The sequence below is a fragment of the Chromobacterium indicum genome, from assembly GCF_039708975.1.
GTDB classification, from domain to species: Bacteria; Pseudomonadota; Gammaproteobacteria; order Burkholderiales; family Chromobacteriaceae; genus Chromobacterium; species Chromobacterium piscinae.
Window position 1 is genome coordinate 238,680 of sequence record NZ_JAYFSJ010000003.1, and the last position, 19,226, is coordinate 257,905.

At 58.5% G+C, this 19,226-nt stretch carries 23 protein-coding genes; 12 read left to right on the forward strand and 11 right to left on the reverse strand.

What is annotated here, in order from left to right; genetic code table 11:
- The first annotated feature begins 21 nt into the window (after positions 1-21).
- From tsaB to VA599_RS05920, 3 genes are read left to right on the forward strand one after another with little or no spacing between them, the layout of a single operon-like run.
- Positions 22-693, forward strand: a complete 672-nt coding sequence (gene tsaB, locus VA599_RS05910; protein WP_346787922.1) for a tRNA (adenosine(37)-N6)-threonylcarbamoyltransferase complex dimerization subunit type 1 TsaB — start codon at positions 22-24, stop codon at positions 691-693.
- Positions 690-1,133 (forward strand): ribosomal protein S18-alanine N-acetyltransferase, encoded by a 444-nt coding sequence (rimI, locus tag VA599_RS05915; protein ID WP_021477764.1) that lies wholly within the window; start codon positions 690-692, stop codon positions 1,131-1,133. The genes tsaB and rimI overlap by 4 nt, the downstream gene beginning before the upstream one ends.
- Positions 1,130-2,011 (forward strand): uracil-DNA glycosylase, encoded by an 882-nt coding sequence (locus tag VA599_RS05920; RefSeq protein ID WP_346787923.1) that lies wholly within the window; start codon positions 1,130-1,132, stop codon positions 2,009-2,011. Before rimI ends, VA599_RS05920 begins: the two co-directional genes overlap by 4 nt.
- Positions 2,012-2,150: 139 nt before the next feature.
- Here VA599_RS05920 and rpmG read toward each other — a convergent pair whose 3' ends face one another.
- Together rpmG and rpmB are read right to left on the reverse strand one after the other, a co-directional pair.
- Complete coding sequence (gene rpmG / locus VA599_RS05925) at positions 2,151-2,306, reverse strand: 50S ribosomal protein L33 (RefSeq protein WP_017506994.1); 156 nt, start codon at positions 2,304-2,306, stop codon at positions 2,151-2,153.
- 34 nt (positions 2,307-2,340) lie between these two features.
- Complete coding sequence (gene rpmB, locus VA599_RS05930) at positions 2,341-2,574, reverse strand: 50S ribosomal protein L28 (protein ID WP_011137003.1); 234 nt, start codon at positions 2,572-2,574, stop codon at positions 2,341-2,343.
- A gap of 282 nt (positions 2,575-2,856) precedes the next feature.
- Here rpmB and pyrG point away from each other — a divergent pair, with 282 nt between their 5' ends.
- The 4 genes from pyrG (at position 2,857) to VA599_RS05950 (ending at position 8,083) form a co-directional block, all read left to right on the forward strand.
- Complete coding sequence (pyrG, locus tag VA599_RS05935) at positions 2,857-4,497, forward strand: CTP synthase (protein ID WP_021477762.1); 1,641 nt, start codon at positions 2,857-2,859, stop codon at positions 4,495-4,497.
- Positions 4,498-4,653: 156 nt separating this feature from the next.
- On the forward strand, positions 4,654-5,937 hold the full coding sequence (gene eno, locus VA599_RS05940) for a phosphopyruvate hydratase (RefSeq protein ID WP_021477761.1): 1,284 nt from the start codon (positions 4,654-4,656) through the stop codon (positions 5,935-5,937).
- A gap of 4 nt (positions 5,938-5,941) precedes the next feature.
- Positions 5,942-6,244 carry a cell division protein FtsB gene (gene ftsB, locus VA599_RS05945; protein ID WP_021477760.1) on the forward strand — a complete coding sequence of 101 codons (303 nt, stop codon included), beginning with the start codon at positions 5,942-5,944 and terminating at the stop codon, positions 6,242-6,244.
- Between the two features lie 63 nt (positions 6,245-6,307).
- A complete protein-coding gene (locus tag VA599_RS05950) occupies positions 6,308-8,083 on the forward strand; it encodes a GGDEF domain-containing protein (RefSeq protein WP_346787924.1) in 1,776 nt (591 codons plus the stop codon).
- A gap of 65 nt (positions 8,084-8,148) precedes the next feature.
- Here VA599_RS05950 and VA599_RS05955 read toward each other — a convergent pair whose 3' ends face one another.
- On the reverse strand, positions 8,149-8,451 hold the full coding sequence (locus VA599_RS05955) for an RnfH family protein (RefSeq protein WP_346787925.1): 303 nt from the start codon (positions 8,449-8,451) through the stop codon (positions 8,149-8,151).
- The gene (locus tag VA599_RS05960; protein ID WP_031296563.1) at positions 8,444-8,881 is read right to left on the reverse strand and encodes a type II toxin-antitoxin system RatA family toxin; all 438 of its coding nucleotides are present in this window, start codon (positions 8,879-8,881) and stop codon (positions 8,444-8,446) included. The genes VA599_RS05955 and VA599_RS05960 overlap by 8 nt, the downstream gene beginning before the upstream one ends.
- Before the next feature lie 177 nt (positions 8,882-9,058).
- Here VA599_RS05960 and smpB point away from each other — a divergent pair, with 177 nt between their 5' ends.
- The 4 genes from smpB to VA599_RS05980 all read left to right on the forward strand — a co-directional run bounded on the left by smpB (position 9,059) and on the right by VA599_RS05980 (position 13,042).
- Entirely contained in the window at positions 9,059-9,535 is a 477-nt protein-coding gene (gene smpB / locus VA599_RS05965; protein WP_268750400.1) for an SsrA-binding protein SmpB, read from the forward strand.
- Positions 9,532-9,885, forward strand: coding sequence for a hypothetical protein (locus tag VA599_RS05970; protein ID WP_346787926.1), 354 nt, complete (start codon positions 9,532-9,534; stop codon positions 9,883-9,885). The genes smpB and VA599_RS05970 overlap by 4 nt, the downstream gene beginning before the upstream one ends.
- Positions 9,886-9,955: 70 nt before the next feature.
- Positions 9,956-11,539: a glutamine-hydrolyzing GMP synthase gene (guaA, locus tag VA599_RS05975; RefSeq protein ID WP_152526953.1), complete on the forward strand. Its 1,584-nt coding sequence runs from the start codon at positions 9,956-9,958 to the stop codon at positions 11,537-11,539.
- 306 nt (positions 11,540-11,845) lie between these two features.
- Positions 11,846-13,042, forward strand: coding sequence for a tyrosine-type recombinase/integrase (locus VA599_RS05980; protein WP_346787927.1), 1,197 nt, complete (start codon positions 11,846-11,848; stop codon positions 13,040-13,042).
- Positions 13,043-13,176: 134 nt separating this feature from the next.
- Here VA599_RS05980 and VA599_RS05985 read toward each other — a convergent pair whose 3' ends face one another.
- From VA599_RS05985 to VA599_RS06000, 4 genes are all read right to left on the reverse strand, one after another.
- Positions 13,177-13,491: a hypothetical protein gene (locus VA599_RS05985; protein WP_346787928.1), complete on the reverse strand. Its 315-nt coding sequence runs from the start codon at positions 13,489-13,491 to the stop codon at positions 13,177-13,179.
- A gap of 155 nt (positions 13,492-13,646) precedes the next feature.
- Complete coding sequence (locus VA599_RS05990; protein WP_346787929.1) at positions 13,647-14,435, reverse strand: hypothetical protein; 789 nt, start codon at positions 14,433-14,435, stop codon at positions 13,647-13,649.
- Positions 14,428-15,144, reverse strand: a complete 717-nt coding sequence (locus VA599_RS05995; RefSeq protein ID WP_346787930.1) for a hypothetical protein — start codon at positions 15,142-15,144, stop codon at positions 14,428-14,430. The genes VA599_RS05990 and VA599_RS05995 overlap by 8 nt, the downstream gene beginning before the upstream one ends.
- A 5-nt stretch (positions 15,145-15,149) precedes the next feature.
- Positions 15,150-15,497 carry a DUF2345 domain-containing protein gene (locus tag VA599_RS06000; protein ID WP_346787931.1) on the reverse strand — a complete coding sequence of 116 codons (348 nt, stop codon included), beginning with the start codon at positions 15,495-15,497 and terminating at the stop codon, positions 15,150-15,152.
- A gap of 58 nt (positions 15,498-15,555) precedes the next feature.
- Here VA599_RS06000 and VA599_RS06005 point away from each other — a divergent pair, with 58 nt between their 5' ends.
- On the forward strand, positions 15,556-16,182 hold the full coding sequence (locus VA599_RS06005) for a hypothetical protein (protein ID WP_346787932.1): 627 nt from the start codon (positions 15,556-15,558) through the stop codon (positions 16,180-16,182).
- Between the two features lie 406 nt (positions 16,183-16,588).
- Here VA599_RS06005 and VA599_RS06010 read toward each other — a convergent pair whose 3' ends face one another.
- The 3 genes from VA599_RS06010 to VA599_RS06020 are packed head-to-tail and all read right to left on the reverse strand — an operon-like array spanning position 16,589 to position 19,223.
- A complete protein-coding gene (locus tag VA599_RS06010) occupies positions 16,589-16,819 on the reverse strand; it encodes a helix-turn-helix transcriptional regulator (protein ID WP_346787933.1) in 231 nt (76 codons plus the stop codon).
- 38 nt (positions 16,820-16,857) lie between these two features.
- Positions 16,858-18,138 carry a type II secretion system protein GspD gene (locus VA599_RS06015; RefSeq protein WP_346787934.1) on the reverse strand — a complete coding sequence of 427 codons (1,281 nt, stop codon included), beginning with the start codon at positions 18,136-18,138 and terminating at the stop codon, positions 16,858-16,860.
- Positions 18,135-19,223, reverse strand: a complete 1,089-nt coding sequence (locus VA599_RS06020) for a zonular occludens toxin domain-containing protein (protein ID WP_346787935.1) — start codon at positions 19,221-19,223, stop codon at positions 18,135-18,137. Before VA599_RS06020 ends, VA599_RS06015 begins: the two co-directional genes overlap by 4 nt.
- Between the last annotated feature and the right edge of the window lie 3 nt (positions 19,224-19,226).

Genomic DNA, 19,226 nt, shown 5'->3' on the forward strand with positions numbered 1-19,226 from the left:
TGCAAGGTCGCATCACGTCCAATGAAACTGTTAGCCCTAGACACCTCCACCACCTATCTTTCCCTGGCGCTGAGCCTGGAAACGGAAACGCTGGTCTTCCACGAATGCGTCGCGCAAAAGCACGCCGAGCGCACGCTGCCGGAGGTGTCACGCCTGCTCGCCGAAGCCGGCATCGCGTTATCGTCGCTGGACGGCATCGTATTCGGACAGGGTCCAGGCTCGTTCACCGGCCTGCGCATCGCCTGCGGCGTCGCCCAAGGCCTGGCTTACTCCGCCGACCTGCCCATCACCGCCATTCCCACGCTGGACAATCTGGCCTGGCAGGCCGGCGATGGACTGGTGCAGGTCTGTTTCGACGCCCGCATGCAGCAAGTCTACAGCGCGCTATACCGCGTCGGACCTGACTGGGAACGGCTTAGCCCGATCGCGGTCGTCTCACCTGAAGAGGTGTCGCTGCCAGAAGGCGCCACCATGCTTGCCGGCGACGGCTTCGACAGCTACCCCCAGCTGCTGGCCGACGCCCGGGAACGCCTGCCGCTGTCGCTCCACCCCCGCCCTCATGCCGCCGCCTATATCCGGCTGGCGGAAAGCGGCCGCTACCCCGCGCGCCATCCGCGCGAGGCGGAGCTGCTCTACGTGCGCAACAAGGTGGCGCTGACCTCGATCGAACAACAGCAGGCGCGCAGCCGATGAGCTCAGTCCGCCTCTTCCACCCCACCGATCCGCAGCAACTAGCCGACCTGGAACAACAGGCGACGCAACACCCCTGGCGAGTCGGGCAGTACCGTGACAGCCTGGCCGCCGGCTATCCCTGCTATGGCCTGTTTGGCGACGACGGCTCGCTGATGGGCTTCGCGCTGATCATGCGTGTGCTGGATGAGGCGGAAATTCTCAATATCGTCATCGCCAAAGAACACCAAGGCCAAGGCTTCGGGCTGCAGCTGATGCAATCCATGCTGCATAACCTGCGCGACGATTGCTGCCACAGACTGTTTCTGGAAGTGCGGGAAAGCAATGCGCCGGCCCGCAAGCTCTACCAGCGCTGCGGCTTCCGCCAGTGCGGGCTGCGCAAGAACTACTACCCCGTCAGCGGCGGCCGCGAGCATGCGATCCTGATGGAGGCATCCCTATGAGCCGCGCCAGCCTGCAGCAACAGGAAATGGGCCTGGGACCGGCCTGGCAGCCCCGCGCCGGATGGTTTGAGCAGCACCCGGCGCAACTGCTGCGCCAGTCGCAGCAAACAGATGCCGTACCCGCTGAGCCGCCCGTCTTGGCCATCTCAGCCCCTCCGTCCGAACTCCTTTCCGCCCGTGACGCAAAACTGACCGCTCCGCCGGAAGCGCCGCAGATCGCAGCGCAGGCTCCCGAGCCGGCGCCCATCACCCCAGTACCCGTCGAGCCAACGCCAACGGCGGAGCCGCTGCGCGCCGAGGTTGGCGCCGAGCTCGCCCCGGTAGACTGGCCCCTGCTGCAACGCGAGGTGGCCGATTGCCACGACTGCCGCCTGTGCGAAACCCGCACCCAGACGGTATTCGGCCGCGGCAACCCCCAGGCGCGCTGGATGCTGATAGGCGAGGCGCCGGGCGAAAACGAAGACCGCCAGGGCCTGCCCTTTGTCGGCCGCGCCGGCCAGCTGCTGGACAATATGCTGTCCGCCGCCGGGCTGGAGCGGGATCAGGACGTCTATATCGCCAACGTGCTCAAGTGCCGCCCGCCGGGCAACCGCAATCCGGCACCGGACGAAATCGCCGCCTGCAACGGCTACCTGCTGCAACAGATTCGCCATATCCAGCCGACGCTGATCATCGCGCTAGGCCGCTTCGCCGCCCAAACGCTGCTGGAAACCGAAGACTCCATCGGCCGGCTGCGCGGCAAGGTGCATCGCTACCAGGGCGTGCCGCTGGTGGTCAGTTACCACCCCGCCTACCTGCTCCGCAATCAGCCGGACAAGGCCAAGGCCTGGCAGGATCTGCTGCTGGCGAGAAAAATATTCCGCCAAGCCGAGTCCTGACAAAACCCGCCGCCCAATGAAAAAAGCCAGTCGCATGACTGGCTTTTTCGCGCACTGCCGGCAAAACCAGCCGGCTAGACAAACAAAAAACCCTTCTCCGTGCACCAGAGAAGGGCTCTTTACCAACCAGAAAACCAGCTTATTTCAGCTTGGTTTCCTTGTACAGAACGTGCTTGCGGGCGACGGGATCAAACTTCTTGATCTCCATCTTTTCCGGCATGGTGCGCTTGTTCTTGGTGGTGGTGTAGAAGTGGCCGGTACCAGCAGTGGATTCCAGCTTGATCTTATCGCGCATGATGTATACCTCAGTGCTTTATCTGGTTGACCGCTTAGATCTCGCCGCGAGCGCGCAGATCAGCCAGCACTACATCAATGCCCACCTTGTCGATGGTACGCAGTGCAGCGTTGGATACGCGCAGGCGCACCCAGCGGTTTTCGCTTTCCACCCAGAACTTGCGATATTGCAGGTTCGGCAGGAAACGACGTTTAGTCTTGTTATTGGCGTGGGAAACATTGTTCCCGGTCATCGGACGCTTGCCGGTGACTTTGCAAACACGCGCCATGGTTAAACTCCCAAAACCGGTAAAAGCTGGCTTTATAACATATAAAAAGCCAGTAATTCAAGCGGAACGAGCACCCGACGCGTTGACGGGCGCTCTCTCAATTAATGAAACAGTCGGCGGGCATTGTAACGGATTCGCCACAGCCACGCGAGCTTTATCGCCGGGTGTCTATAGTGAGTGTTGCATTCTGCGCCGGCCAAGGGTGGCAACAAGATGCAGCAAGTGATTCAACTTCGTTCGATTTCAGGGTAAAATCCCGGATTCCCACAGAGCCGTAATCTCATGACCAAGTACATCTTCGTAACCGGTGGCGTGGTGTCCTCCCTGGGCAAGGGCATTGCCGCTGCGTCCATCGCCGCGATCCTCGAATCCCGCGGGCTGAAAGTCACCATGCTGAAGCTCGACCCCTACATCAATGTCGACCCGGGCACCATGAGCCCCTTCCAGCACGGCGAAGTGTTCGTCACCGAAGACGGCGCGGAAACCGACCTCGACCTCGGCCACTACGAGCGCTTCATCCACGCCAAGATGAAGAAGAGCAACAACTTCACCACCGGCCAGGTGTACGAATCGGTCATTACCAAGGAACGCCGCGGCGACTACCTGGGCGGCACCGTCCAGGTGATCCCGCACATCACCGACGAAATCAAGCTGAAGATGGGCGAAGGCGCGGCTGACGCCGACGTCGCCATCGTCGAGATCGGCGGCACCGTGGGCGACATCGAATCGCTGCCCTTCCTGGAAGCCATCCGCCAAATGCGCTCCAACCACGGCCGCAAGAACACGCTGTACGTGCACCTGTCCTACGTGCCGTACATCGCCACCGCCGGCGAGATCAAGACCAAACCGACTCAGCACTCGGTGAAGGAACTGCGCGAGATCGGCATTCAGCCGGACATCCTGCTGTGCCGGATGGACCGCGAGTTGCCGGAAGACGAAAAACGCAAGATCGCGCTGTTCTGCAATGTGGAAGAGAACGCGGTGATCGGCTGCTACGACTCCGACTCCATCTACAAAGTGCCGGCCATGCTGCACGGCCAAGGCATAGACGACATCATCGCCGAACAACTGCAACTGGATCTGCCCAAGGCCGACCTGTCCGCTTGGGAAGGCATCATCGACGCGATCGAGAAGCCTGACCACGCGATCAAGATCGCGATGGTGGGCAAGTACGTCGATCTGACCGAGTCGTACAAGTCGCTGACCGAAGCGCTGAAGCACGCCGGCATCCACACTCGCACCAAGGTCGACATCATCTACGTCGACTCGGAAGAGATCGAGCGCGACGGCGCCGAATCGCTGCGCGACATGGACGCCATCCTGGTCCCGGGCGGCTTCGGCAAGCGCGGCGTGGAAGGCAAGATCAAGGCGGTGAAGTTCGCCCGCGAGAACGACATCCCCTACCTCGGCATTTGTCTGGGCATGCAGATCGCGCTGATCGAGTACGCACGCGACGTGGCCGGCATGGCCGGCGCCAACTCCACCGAGTTCGACCTCGACACCAACTTCCCGGTGGTGGCGCTGATCGACGAGTGGGTGAACCACGACGGCAAGATCGAAAAACGCGACGAGAACTCCAATATGGGCGGCACCATGCGCCTGGGCGGCCAGCAATGCGACCTGGTTCCCGGCTCGCTGGCCGCGCGCGTGTACGGCAATGCCGAGATCACCGAGCGCCACCGCCACCGCTACGAAGTCAACAACTACTACATCCAGCGCCTGGAACAGGCGGGGCTGACCATCAGCGGCCGCTCCGCCGGCCACGAGAAGCTGGTCGAGACCATCGAGCTGTCCAATCACCGCTGGTTCTTCGCCTGTCAGTTCCACCCGGAATTCACCTCCACTCCGCGTGACGGCCACCCGCTGTTCATCGCCTACGTGAAGGCCGCGCTGGCGCACCAGGCCGACAAGCAAGCCGGCTGATCGGCGATTGCTGACCACGCTCAATGCGCAGGACGAGCGTGCGAGGCACAATCCCAAGCTGAGCGCTCGCTGTAATACACAGCTGGTAATGTCCGCCCGATCCGTCGGGCGGGCCGCCCTCTGCAAGTTCAACTGAAAGCTATGAAGGGAAAGACAATGAGTTCGATCGTTGACGTGGTAGCTCGCGAAATCCTGGACTCCCGCGGCAATCCGACCGTGGAAGCGGACGTGCTGCTGGAATCCGGCGTCATGGGCCGCGCGGCGGTGCCGTCCGGCGCCTCCACCGGCACCCGGGAAGCCCTGGAACTGCGCGATGGAGACAAGAGCCGCTACCTGGGCAAAGGCGTGCTGAAGGCCGTTGACAACATCAACACCGAGATTTGCGAAGCCATCATCGGCCTGGATGCCTCCGACCAGACCTTCATCGACAAAACCCTGATCGAACTCGACGGCACCGAGACCAAGTCCCGCCTCGGCGCCAACGCCATGCTGGCCGTCTCCATGGCCGTGGCCCGCGCCGCCGCCGAAGACGCCGGCCTGCCGCTGTACCGCTACCTGGGCGGCGCCGGCCCGATGGCGCTGCCGGTGCCGATGATGAACGTCATCAACGGCGGCGAACACGCCAACAACACCCTGGATATCCAGGAATTCATGATCATCCCGGTCGGCGCGCAAACCTTCCGCGAAGCGCTGCGCATGGGCGCCGAGATCTTCCATCACCTGAAGAAGATCTGCGACCGTCACGGCTACGCCACCACCGTCGGCGACGAAGGCGGCTTCGCGCCCAACCTGGAAAGCCACGAAGACGCGATCAAGCTGATCCTGGAAGCCGTCGACGCGGCAGGCTACGTGGCCGGCCAGGACGTGATGATCGCGCTGGACTGCGCCGCTTCGGAATTCTTCCGCGACGGCAAGTACCACCTGACCGCCGAAAAACTGTCGCTGAGCTCGGAAGAGTTCGCCGACTACCTGGAAAACCTGGCCGACAAATACCCGATCATCTCGATCGAAGACGGCATGGCCGAACAGGACTGGGCAGGCTGGAAGCTGCTGACCGAACGCCTGGGCCAGACAGTGCAGATCGTCGGCGACGACGTATTCGTCACCAATCCCAAAATCCTGGCAGACGGCATCGCCAAGGGCGTAGCCAACTCGCTGCTGGTGAAGGTCAACCAGATCGGCACGTTGTCGGAAACCCTGAAAGCAGTTGATCTGGCCAAGCGTTCCCGCTATACCTGCGTTATGAGCCACCGCTCCGGCGAAACCGAGGACAGCACCATTGCCGACCTCGCCGTCGCCACCAACTGCATGCAGATCAAGACCGGCTCGCTGTCGCGCTCGGACCGCATGGCCAAGTACAACCAACTGCTGCGCATCGAGGAAGAACTGGGCGACGCCGCCCACTACCCCGGCCGTGCCGCTTTCTACCATTTGAAGTAATTGCATGCGCTGGCTGACCGTGACCCTGGTAACCGTGATCCTCGCCCTGCAATGGCCGCTTTGGTTCGGCAAGGGCAGTTGGCTCAGGGTCTGGCAGCTGGACAAGCAGCTGCAGGAACAGCGGGCGACCACCCAAAAGCTGGTCGCCCGCAACGCCGCCCTGGATGCAGAAGTGCGCGATCTGAAACAAGGCAGTGACGCGATCGAAGAAAGAGCTAGGAACGAACTTGGCATGATTCGCAACGGCGAGGTGTTTTTCCAGTTGCTGGATCCCAGCAAGTCCTCCTCTCCGGCGAACCGTCGATAACGCACACCCACCCACTGACGACCGATGATGGCAGGCCGCCTTAAAAGCACCAAGGTTTGGGCAATGACGACACAGAATCCCATCGAAGTGGCAAGAGAAACCCTGAAGCAGCTGTCCATGCGCAAGCTGCTTCCGACACCTGAAAACTTCGAGCGGGTCTACCATGAGTTGACGCAAACCCCCATCGGGCGCGACAACAAACTGGCAGTGCTGCTGTTGCGAGCTCTGGAAACGCTGCCCCAGGACAATGTCCAGGCCAAGGTCACCATGACCCGCTTGCGCCAGGTGCTGGATGAAAACCGCTGGGAACAAGCCCCCCAGTTGATCATCGATCTCCTGCGCGGCATTTTCTCGGCCCAGCAATTGACGCAAAGCTGGGGCCAACTGATCCAGACTCTGGTCAAGAGCTGGGATCTGCGCCAGCCCGACCTCCCCCAGCACCACAAGCAAAGCACGCTGGAGCGGGTGCTGATCAATTACGGCAACCAACCCGAAGAGCTCAACCAGAAGCTGGTCGCCCTGCTGCAAAACTGGAACGCCGCGCCGTCCAGCCGCACTCTGCCGCCTCCCGACCCTCTGCCCGCGCTAGACGCCGACGACGAACAGCCCGCAGAGACCGCAAGCAGCTGGCAGGCATGGCAGCGTACGCTGTCCTTCGCGCTCAAGCATGGCCTGGAGCCGCGCCTGGCCGACTACCCCGATCTGGTGGACGGCCTGGAAACGCTGTTGCAAGAACTGGACGGCATCGCCGACGACGCCAGCCTGAACGTGTTCATGCCCAAACTCCGGGCGTTCATGATCAAGCTGGAGCTGCAATCCCAGCAGGAGGGACGCCTGGCCACCGGCCTCGCCAACCTGCTCAAGCTGATGCTGGACAATGTCGCCGAGCTGAATCGCTCCGACGAATACCTGCTCGGCCAGGTCAGCTCGCTGCAGGAAATCCTGTCTCACGAACCACTGTCGATGCAGCAGATCTACCAGCTGGAAACCAGTCTGAAAGAGGTGATCCGCAAGCAGGGCATGCTGAAGACCTCGCTGGACGAAGCCGCCAGCTCGCTGCGCGCGCTGCTGGACCGCTTCGTCAGCCGGCTGGCGATGATGACCGACAGCACCGACGAATTCCACGGCAAGATCCAGGCCCACAGCGAAAAGTTGAAGCAGATGCCCGGCGTCGACGAATTGAGCGGCATCATAGGCTCGCTGATGGAAGACACCTCCATCATGCAGCTGGACCTGACCCGCTCCCGCGACGAGCTGGTTTCCGCCAAAGAGCAGGTGGAGGCGGCCGAGCATCGCATCAGCGAGTTGGAAACCGCGCTGGAGGCCGCCAGCGCCAAAGTGAAGGAAGACCAGCTGACCGGCGCCTACAACCGCCGCGGCCTGGCCGAATACTTCCAGCGCGAGATCGGCCGCGCCGAGCGCACCGCCGCGCCGCTGTCGGTCGCGCTGATCGACGTCGACAACTTCAAGCAGTTGAACGACCGCTACGGCCACCTGGCCGGCGACGACGCGCTGAAATATCTGGTGGACACCATCAAGCTCACCCTGCGCCCGGCCGACATCGTCGCCCGCTTCGGCGGCGAGGAGTTCGTGATCCTGATGCCGGACACGCCGGAAACCGAAGCGGTGCAAGCCGTGCAACGGCTGCAGCGCGAGCTGACCAAAACCTTCTTCCTGGCCAACAACGACAAGCTCTTGATCACCTTCAGCGCCGGCGTCGCGCGCTGGCACCTGGGCGAGCAGGAAGCCGACGTGCTGGAGCGAGCCGACCACGCGATGTACCAGGCCAAGATCAACGGCAAGAACCGCGTCTGCTCGGCCGAAGACATGCCAGGCTGAGCCACGCTTCCCCAATAAAAAAGGATGGCCTCCAGGCCATCCTTTTTTTCTCCCATCCGCCAGGCTCAACCGCCCTTTTTCATCGTCTTACCGGCTTCCGCGCGCTGGCGGCGCACTTCCTTGGGATCGGCCAACAACGGCCGGTAAACCTCCACCCGGTCATGATCGCGCAAGGCGGCGTCAGGCTTGGCGGCCTTGCCGAACACGCCCAGCTTCAACGCCGCCTCATCCAGCTCCGGGCACGACGCCAGAATGCCTGATGCGCGCACCGCGTCCAGCGCGACAGCTCCGGCCGGCAGGCTCACCTCGACCAGCCACTGCCGATCAGGCCGGGCATAGGCCACTTCCACGCTCAACCCCTCAGTCATCGCCGTACTTCCTGTCCGCTTCCTTGATGAAGGCATCCACCAGCGAGCCGGAAATGTGGCCAAACACCGGCCCGATCAGCTTTTCCAGAATGCGGCTGGAGAATTGATAACGCAGGCTGAATTCTATCTTGCAGCCGAAATCGCCTAGCGGCTTGAAGTGCCACAAGCCCTCCAGCAACTCGAACGGCCCCTCCACCAATTCCATCCGGATCGATTCGTTCTCCACGTTGTGGTTGCGAGTGGTGAAGTGCTGGCGCACCTTCAGATAATCGATGTGCAGGCTGGCCACCACCTGGCCGCCGTCGCGCGACAGCACCTCGGTCTTGCCGCACCAGGGCAGGAAGCGGCTGTAGTGTTCGATATCATCCACCAGCGCGTACATCTGCGCCGGCGTATGCGCCACCAGGACGCTCTTTTCGACAAGCTGCATCGGCAAAAACCCGGCCTGGCCGGGGTCTCGAAACTGACAATCAAGCCGCAATTCTAGCAAAAAGCGCTTGCTGCCGCCCATCCGGGCTTCACGGCGCGCCCGCGGCCAAGTGCTTTCACATCAAGCCACTGAAAAGACACGATTTTGGTTGCGGCCCGGCTTCTGATACAATGTCGGATTCAAAGGAACCCGCCACACATGAGCATCATCCAGAACCGCAAGGCTTTCCACGACTACTTCATCGAGGAAAAACTCGAGGCCGGGCTTGTGCTGGAAGGGTGGGAAGTCAAGGCCATCCGCGCCGGCCGCGTCCAGTTGAAAGAAAGCTACGTCGACTGGAAAAACGGCGCCTTCTGGCTGATCGGCTGCCACATCACTCCGCTGCAGTCCGCCTCCACCCACGTCAATCCGGACCCTGTCCGCCCGCGCAAACTGCTGATGTCGCAAGAGCAGATCAACCGCTTCATCGGCAAGGTGGAACGCGCCGGCTACACCATGATGGCGCTGGATCTGCACTACGCCAAAGGCAATGTGAAGGCCGAAGTCGGCCTCGCCAAAGGCAAGAAGCTGCACGACAAGCGCGACACCGAAAAAGACCGCGAATGGCAGCGCGAGAAGCAGCGCGTGATGAAGAACCAGCGGGGCGCGGCATGATGAAGCGCGGCGCGGCTCTTCCCATCGCCCTGATCTGCGTCGGCAGCGTATGGCTGCTGAAAAGCACCGCCCTGCTGCCCAATACCTCCACCCTGCTCGCCCTGCTGCTGTTCGCGGCGGGCTTGTTGCTATTCGCGCTGGACGGTTTCAACAAGTCCACGCTGGTCACCAGCCCGATGCTGGCCTATGCCGGCGCCAGCGTCTACGCGATAGACCAGCTTGGCCTTCGCGCCACCCACTTCGTGGCGCTGGGCATGGTGCTGATGGGCGTGCTGCTGCTGGCCGCGCGCAGCGACCGCGTGCCGGAACGCGTGGAACCACCGCGCAGGCTGCCGCCCAGCGAAGACTGAGCGGCGAAACCACTGAATTATTTTTAGCATTGACGATAATGGCCTTAACGGCCTGCATTACTTTTCAAGGATAGGCATGGACAAGATCCTCATTCTCGACTTCGGCTCCCAGGTCACCCAACTGATCGCCCGCCGCGTACGCGAAGCTCACGTTTACTGTGAGCTTCATTCTTTCGACATGCCCATCGAAGAGATCAAGGCCTTCGCGCCCAAAGCCATCATCCTGTCCGGCGGCCCGAATTCGGTGTACGAGTCCGACTATCAGGCCGATCCCAAACTGTTCGAGCTGGGCGTGCCGGTGCTGGGCATCTGCTACGGCATGCAGTTCATGGCCCAGACCCTGGGCGGCAAGGTGGAAAGCGGCGACAAGCGCGAGTTCGGCTACGCCCAGATCAAGGCCCGCCACCACTCCAAGCTGCTGGAAGGCCTGCAGGACCAGATCGACGACGCCGGCAACGGCTTCCTCGACGTCTGGATGAGCCACGGCGACAAGGTGACCGCGCTGCCGGCCGGCTTCCAGGTGATCGCCGAAACCCCGTCCTGCCCCTACGCGGCGATGGCTGACGAGGCCCGCGGCTTCTACGGCGTGCAGTTCCACCCGGAAGTGACCCACACCAAGCGCGGCACCGAGATGATCCACCGCTTCGTGCTGCACGTGGCCGGCTGCAAGCCCAGCTGGACCATGCCGAACTACATCGACGAAGCGGTGAAGAAGATCCGCGACCAAGTCGGCGATGAAGAAGTCATCCTCGGCCTGTCCGGCGGCGTGGACTCCTCCGTGGCCGCCGCGCTGATCCACCGCGCCATCGGCGACCAGCTGACCTGCGTCTTCGTCGACCACGGCCTCTTGCGCCTGAACGAAGGCAAGATGGTGATGGAAATGTTCGCCCAGAACCTGGGCGTCAAGGTTGTCCACGTGCAGGCCGAAGCCGATTTCATGGCCAAGCTGGCCGGCGAGAGCGACCCAGAGAAGAAGCGCAAGATCATCGGCGCGGAATTCATCGAAGTCTTCGACCGCGAATCCGGCAAGCTGACCAACGCCAAATGGCTGGCTCAGGGCACCATCTACCCGGACGTGATCGAATCGGCCGGCGCCAAGACCAAGAAGGCGCACACCATCAAGAGCCACCACAATGTGGGCGGCCTGCCGGAAGACATGAACCTGAAGCTGCTGGAGCCGCTGCGCGAGCTATTCAAGGATGAAGTGCGCCAGCTGGGCGTGGCGCTTGGCCTGCCGCACGACATGGTCTACCGCCACCCGTTCCCGGGCCCGGGCCTGGGCGTGCGCATCCTGGGCGAAGTGAAGAAGGAATACGCCGACCTGCTGCGCCAGGCCGACGCCATCTTCATCGAAGAGCTGCGCAACACCGTGGACGAGAAAACCGGCAAGAACTGGTACGAGCTGACCAGCCAGGCCTTCGCCGTGTTCCTGCCGGTGAAGTCGGTCGGCGTGATGGGCGACGGCCGCACTTACGACTACGTCGTCGCATTGCGCGCCGTGGTGACCAGCGACTTCATGACCGCGCACTGGGCCGAGCTGCCGTACAGCCTGCTGGGCCGCGCGTCCAACCGCATCATCAACGAAGTGCGCGGCATCAACCGCGTGGTCTACGATGTGAGCGGCAAGCCGCCGGCGACGATCGAGTGGGAATGATTCCACGTTAAGCAATGACTGGCAGTTGCCAGCATACAACACCCCTGAAGCCCGCGTCACAGCGGGCTTTTTGCATTTTCTGTCTGGCAATATCTGGTACGATTTGGCACCAGCAAGCAGCTATTTTTCATGGCATGAACCATGGCATAGCAGCTCGACATACTTCCTTCTTCCTCGAATACCATACCATGAAATTACGTGCGATCATGGTATCAATATCTCTAATATCCTTTATCCACGGGCTTTTAGCAGAAATTCATCGGCAATTTTTCTCATGGTATTTTTTAGGTTTATAGAACGACAATCATGCTCACCGATACCAAGCTGCGCAACCTCAAGCCCCAGGACAAGCTCTACAAAGTGAATGACCGAGACGGACTGTACGTGGCCGTCACGCCTGCCGGCTCCATCTCATTCCGCTACAACTACTCGATCAACGGCCGCCAAGAGACCATCACTTTCGGACGCTACTGCGTTGGCGGCGTCACCCTGGCGGAGGCGCGTGAACGGCTAAGCGAAGCCAAGAAGCTCATTGCTACGGGGAAATCGCCGGCCAAGGAGAAAGCGCGGAACAAAGCACGGGTGAAGGGTGCGGAAACGTTCGGAGCCTGGGCAGATAAATGGCTGCGCGGCTATCAGATGGCCGACTCAACTCGTGACATGCGTAGGTCGATCTACGAACGCGAGTTAAAGCCGAAATTCGGTAACCAGAAGCTGGTGGAAATCACGCACGAGGACTTGCGGGCACTGACCAACGCCATCGTCGAACGCGGTGCACCGGCCACTGCAGTACATGTCCGCGAGGTAGTATTACAGGTCTATCGCTGGGCCATCGAACGCGGCCAGAAAGTCGAAAACCCGGCAGAAATGGTGCGCCCGACCACCATCGCCAAATTTGAGCCGCGCGACCGGGCGCTGACGCCGGATGAAATCGCCCTGATGTACCAATACATCGAGCGCATCGGCACCACGCCTTCCATCCGAGCTGCCAGCAAGCTCCTGCTGCTAACGATGGTGCGTAAAAGCGAGCTGACAGATGCGACGTGGAGCGAAATCAATTTCAGCGAGGCGCTGTGGACGATTCCTAAGGAGCGGATGAAGCGCCGCAACCCGCACCTTGTGTTCCTGTCCCGGCAGGTGCTGGATATCTTCATCGCGCTGAAGACCTTTGCCGGTGGATCAGACTACGTACTGCCCTCCCGCTACGATAGCGACAAACCGATGAGCAGCGCAACGCTCAACCAGGTGCTGACGCTGACCTATAAGCTGGCACAGAAAGAAGGAAAGACGCTTGCCAAGTTTGGCCCGCATGACTTGCGGCGGACAGCGAGCACACTGCTACACGAAGCTGGGTACAACACAGACTGGATCGAGAAATGCCTTGCTCACGAGCAGCGAGGCGTACGGGCGGTCTACAACAAGGCTGAATACCGAGAGCAGCGCACATCTATGTTGCAGGATTGGGCGGACATGATCGACGAGTGGACAGCCCGCAAATCGTGAAACACAAGGAAGTTTTGCCGGAACCGCCCTAGCTTATTGGCAAATACTCCTCTACCCACAGCAGTTTTTAGGCCTGGTCTCTATTATTTTCAGATGGCAATCCTATCCGACGCGTCTCAATTCATGAAAATTTTTCACCCCGCCTCTTTGGTACTATTTCTTAATTTGATCTTATTCAAGACAAATCTTAGAATGGCCAATATAATACCGCAACCTAAACAAACCGCACCCATATACACCAGAAAAAAGGATAACCACTCCCAACCTGGCAAGCTTGATGGAATAAGGGGAGCTGGTATAATAAGGGAAATAAATGCAGAAACAAATAAAATTATCGGGACACCGAAATAAACAAAAATATCAAACTTAGTTAACTTCAGCTCACCCCTCATTATAGTGAGCAAAAAATAAACCAATTGCGGCAAAAAACTCCATTTGATATTAAACATCACAAATTTACCCTCCTCCCACTATGCTGTATGCTCTAACTTAATTACGCAACACAGTAATATATTTAAAGATACTTCCATGAGCAAGAAAGCTTGACAAAATTTAACCGCGATGTTGCATGTTGTTGACTTATACAACAAGGCGGCCAAACATATCAACCTTCACGCTTCATGTAGACGTAGAACCAATTGCTCGGAATTGCTGCATTCTCGTCGTATTGATCTTTAAGAACGCCAAACACCACTGTGAGCGGAACGGAGTTTCTTGTCGTGGTGAATTTGTAGAACGCAAAATTGGCAGCATTATCGCCAGACTCTGAAAATTTCTTATAATCCGTCGATCGGTAGAAATCTAAAATTCGCTTTCCTGATTTTAAGTCAGACAGAAAGAATTTCTCGGAAAATTTTAGACCAAGTCGATCAAATACTTTTTGATCATACCTTGTCAAGGTCGGTATATTTTCACCATTTCTTAGAGAAATGTAGCCATACTCCCACGGCGCGTTTTCGTCCTTTCTCTCCACGGAACTGAAGAAATCACCCACGATACCTTTTGCAGTTGGCATTGGCTTTGTCACAACAAACGTATACCGCATATCCGCAACCGTGACAGGAACCGTAGGTAATTTTGGCACAAAATATTCAAACTGAACGTTTGGGTCACGTTCAATCATCTCCTTATCAGAGACTGCGCCCGCTAGTATATCCATATTTTTTGAAATAAAACTCTCCAAATTTTCCCTCTCGATGGAATTGAAAATCTTCTTACTCATTCCATCATTAGTGAAGGGGGCATAGTCAGTTATCGCGCCGCTCTGATCTCTAATCTGATTAACGATTTTTATAGATTGGCTATTACTGCTTGTATTATTCATGGCTACCACTCCCAAAAGCACGGCACATATAACTAACAAAATCAGTATGAGTGATCTCTTTTTACTCATCAGCAGTCTTCTTCATTGGCCAAGATGCCGGATACAAAGAGGGGTCCGACTCTGTTCCAGGGTAGTCATTTGAACTCGACATCAACTCCTGCCACTTTCCCCTGTTCTCTGGCAGCACAACCTCTCCATTTGGAAACTTGTTGCGGATTGCTTCATAAAAAGCGTATGGGTTTACATAGTCCTCCCTTGTTGGGATAGGAGTGCCTATCGGACTAGCGCCAGCTGGAACGCCTGGCCAGCCAGCCGCGATGATGTCCCTCGCGCTTCTGGCGCAGGTGAAGTTTTTGAAGATATTGTAATACCGCTTGCCGGCTAGGACGTCATTACGATACTCTTTGCCCTTAGCAAGCATCTTCTCGTATTGAGACCCGGTGATAATGAGCCTATACAAACGAGTTAAGCCGGGGATCTTATACTCTGGCGTGCCCTTCCCCATCATTCGTTCCGCCGTCGAGGCACCGATATGCGGACCAAGGCTAAAAAAGAATGTGACCTTCAAATTCTTTGTCAGATACATGAAGGTGTGGCCTGGGTCTTCTAGGACGTAGTGAACTTTTCTGGTCACACCAAATTCAATTGGCGTTTCACGATAGACCGGATTATTGACCTCAAATCCGATCACCAGCACATACACATCATCACGGTGTTCGACTACCGCATTTTTCTCTTTTGGCTGAGTCTTTGCCGTCGTTGTCTTTGGTTGTGCCATAGCCCTTAATCTTCCAAACTGTTTCCCATTGCACCGAGGTCTAAATGCGCAGAGAGGTCATTTGGATTGCTGGTATGTATCTGCTGCGTCCGGCCGTGCTTGTCGGTGATGCCCTTGAAAAGCTGCCCCTTTCCATCTTTGAGGACATAGGGGGTGTTTTTCATGATATTGCCCTGGCTGTCCTTCACCAAGAAGGAAAGGCTGTGCAGATCGCCAGAAGGCATACCCTGCATATTCATGCCAATTTGCGCCGGCCCAGAGAGCGCAATATTCTGCCCACGGATACTAACTTGTCCTGGGCAATGCACTTCAATATTGCCCCCTGCTATTCTGATGTAACCACCACCTGACATTTTGCCCTCCAGGGTAGAATGGTTCGGATTAGAAAATCAAATACATCATTCGCTCAGCATGACATTCATCATTGCAATGCAGGCCGAAGACAGCCTTATCGTCTCCGCCGACAACACAACGATCGCATTCAGCAATCGCACAGCCTTCAGGCGGAACATCGCCTCCAGGAAGCTCCACGACTGGTCAGGCGGCGTATTCACCGGCACCGGCGAGTATGGCGTCGTTCAGCACACACTGGGGCACCTCATCCACGGAGCCGCCCTATCGTCACTGCCGGCGCTGCTCGCACACGAGAAGGAGCATCGTCGCCAGGAGGCCGGGCCAAACGAGCAAATCGACATCACGCGGCTAATCCTGTCAGCCCCCACGCCACACGGCCCACGGCTGCACATCGTCACGGATGACGCTATCGAGCAGATCGGCCCAGGCGAGCTGCTAATGTTCTTCCCGCTCGACTATGACTTCTTTGCGGCCTCGTCAGAAGCCATCAGCGACCTGAACGCCACACTCAGGCCCAAATCTGCCTTTGCCACTCTTGATGAGTGGATCAGCTTCTATGCAGGCAAGTTCGCGGAAATCTACACGCTGCAGAGCGAGAACAACGAACTGATCAGCAGGAGCTTCCATGTCCACTTCCAGGCCGAAGAGCAGTCGTTGATGTTCTTCGCTGAGAACTCGCCCTAACGCAAGGCCTGTCGGTCTTTTGTAACCTAGCCAAGAGTGCTAATGAGCTTCGAGCCGCGGCTGATGGCATGTTCATCAGGGGCAACAACCTTGCCGAAGATGGTCGTAGCGCCGAATGCGCTTGTGACATCGCCACCGTGGTCTATCGGATCGCTGAGCCTCATGAAGTAGACGCACTAGCAAATTTTTTAAAATAGCAGATTAATAAAGTCTTGCCTGCTGTCATTAAGGTCGGGATGGATGCCATATTAGGTCTTGCAGTTCATCCGATGTCATTTCGTTTCATTCCAAATTGATTGATATCGAATGGGCCACACATCCCCAAGGCAAGGGCAAATTGACAGCCCCCACAGTAGCGACACCGAAAGTGGCGAACAACGCAGAGTATTTGGCCCCAGAGCCACAATCAAGCCCTGGCAACCATTGGAGTAAAACCGGGACGAGTAGGCTGACTTCCTGATACTTTCCGGGCTTCAATCCACTCCTCTATTTCTGCTAAATCCCAGGCCACATTGCGGCTGGTGAGCGCGATGCGTCGCGGGAACTCCCCACGTTGCTCCATGTTGAAGATCGTGCGCTCAGACAGCGGAATCATCGCCAGCAGCTTTTTGCGATTGATGAGCATCTTGGTTTTCATTTTTTCCCCATGCAAAACTTGTGTCGAACGATCAGCGGTTAAATCTTTGTGGCTTGCAGCAGCAGAAGCACTTCGGTGCGATTGCTGGACTGGCTGCTGGTGCGCATGAACTTGGGCAGGAAGGACAGGCCGGACGAGCCCTGGCTGTCCTTATCCGTGGTCAGGCCGCCCAAGACGATCAACTCGCCATCGGCGGCGGAAACGGTCGTTGTCAGCGCCCGCTTGGTGAGCGTGGGCGAGTCATTGACGCCGGTTTCAGTCTTGGCAAAATCGCTAATCTGCTGATCGACAGTCATGTCCACCGTCGCGCCGCGCACTACTGGCGACAGGTTGAGGATGACACCGGACGAGCGGTACTCGACCGATTGCACCGCGTTGCCGCCGCCCTGCGGATAGGTGACTGAACTCAGCGTCGGGACGTCCTGGCCGACTGTAAGGCGGGCGGTGGCGCCGGACTTCACCCGGACTCGCGGCGTCGAAACCACCTTGAAGCGAGAGTCGCCGGCCAGCGCGGAAAGCGCCATCTCGAAGTTCGCCGCCTTTAATGTCACCGTGTTGTTGAGCTTCGCCGCATCCGAGCCGACCGAAACACCGAACTTGCCGCCTAGCAGATTCAGCGCCAGCGAAAAGGCCGTGCCGTCAGTATTGCCGGTGCTGACCTCGTACACCACCGCTTTGACCGCCACCTCGCCACCTGCCGTATCCACTTGCGGCAGAATCTTTGTAAGCCGCTCAATCTCTATCGCCGTGCCTTGGAAAATCAGCGTATCGCTGTCCTGGTCGATCATCGCGGCCGCTGAGCCTTGCGGGGGAGTTATGGCCCCTGCCGGTATCTTGTCGCCTGCTGGCACCCGCACAGAGCGATTGGACGTGAAGCCACCAACGCTAAACAACGGCGTCAACAGGTCGGTCAGATAGCCCGTTGACCGGTACTGTGGATGATAGATGTACACCTCGAAATTCGGCTTTGCCTGTTCTTCCGGCTTCTTGGCGGTCACGAAGTCCACACCACCGCGCGACTCCACTCGGAAGCCAAGCGAATCGAGAAACGAGCGCCAAAACGCCCGCAAATCGCCCTTGCTCGTATCGAAGCGAAACGACACAAGCCGTTCGTCCTTGAGAACAACAGGATCGATCACGTAAGGCTGCTTGATCGCTTCCATGTAGACCAGCCCCACCACCTGGGCAACACTGACCGCCTGAAAGTCGAACTTCACCGGCTTGACCGGGCTCGACCTGGCCAAATTCGGCAACGGCAGCGACTCGACCGCCTGCGCACCCATCGACACTGCCAACAACAACGCCGCTGGCCATTTCATTTGCTCACCCCCGACGCCGCAATCACCGGCCCTTTTTCTTCTTGTGAACCGCTCCAGCGCGTCACCTTGTCGCCGTCAATCTCCCCCAGCACCGCCATGCCTTCTCCGTGGAACATTGATGGGGACTCGATGCGCAAACGACCCGCTCCGCTTTTCACCACTATCCAGCGGTCGCCGTTCGCCTCGAACTCACCTACCACACGCCACTCATCGGAGAAATTCGGCTTTGCCGCCTTGATCGGTGTCACTGGCACCGTACCTGCATTGGCCGCACCCGCCGTGGATGCCGAGCCCGCAGGAGCCGACGCAGCAGCCGCCTTGTTGTAGGTGGCGGAACTCGGATGGAAGAATCGCCACGCCCCCCAGCCGGAAATGGACATCATCAGCAGCACGCCACCCGCGTAGTACCACAGCGTTTTATTGGCCAGGATGTTCTGTCGCTTGTCGATGGCCTTTTCTTGACCCTTGCCGCCGCTGTAGCTCTGATAAAGCGGGAAAATCTTCTTGTCGTAGGTTTTCTGATATGTGTCGATGCGCGTCTTACTATTGAGCTTCCAACCCTCATACAGCTCGACGCGATAGCGGGTGTTGAAGCCAAGCGACTTGTGTTTCTGCATCCGAAACACGAACTCGACCACGTTCTTGAGGTCGCGGTGCAAGCCGGAAATGTCCTGCGTCATCAGCACCACATCACAAGCCACCGCCGTTTCCGCATGCACGTAGTGCCGATGCATGCGGAAAAACTGCATGTGCTCGTGGCTCAGCTTATTGCCCCAGAAGCGCCACGCCTCATCGACCGCCACCATATCCCCACCCTTGACCACTGAATCGAGATCTGGCTTTTCCTCGTCCGGGAAAAACTGCGGCTCTAGAATGCGCTGGTTGGTTACATGGATGATGGCGCCGAGCTTCTCCGCGTCGGCCTGCCGTTCGTTGACCAAGTACTCGTGGATGCGCTCTTGGTTGATGCCGTCCACGTTGGTGACAACGCGGCGACCATTGGCCACTGCCTCGACGATCACCGAGCTGACCACCTCATAGGACTTGCCGGAGCCTTGCAGGCCCACATATGCATTGATCGCCATCGC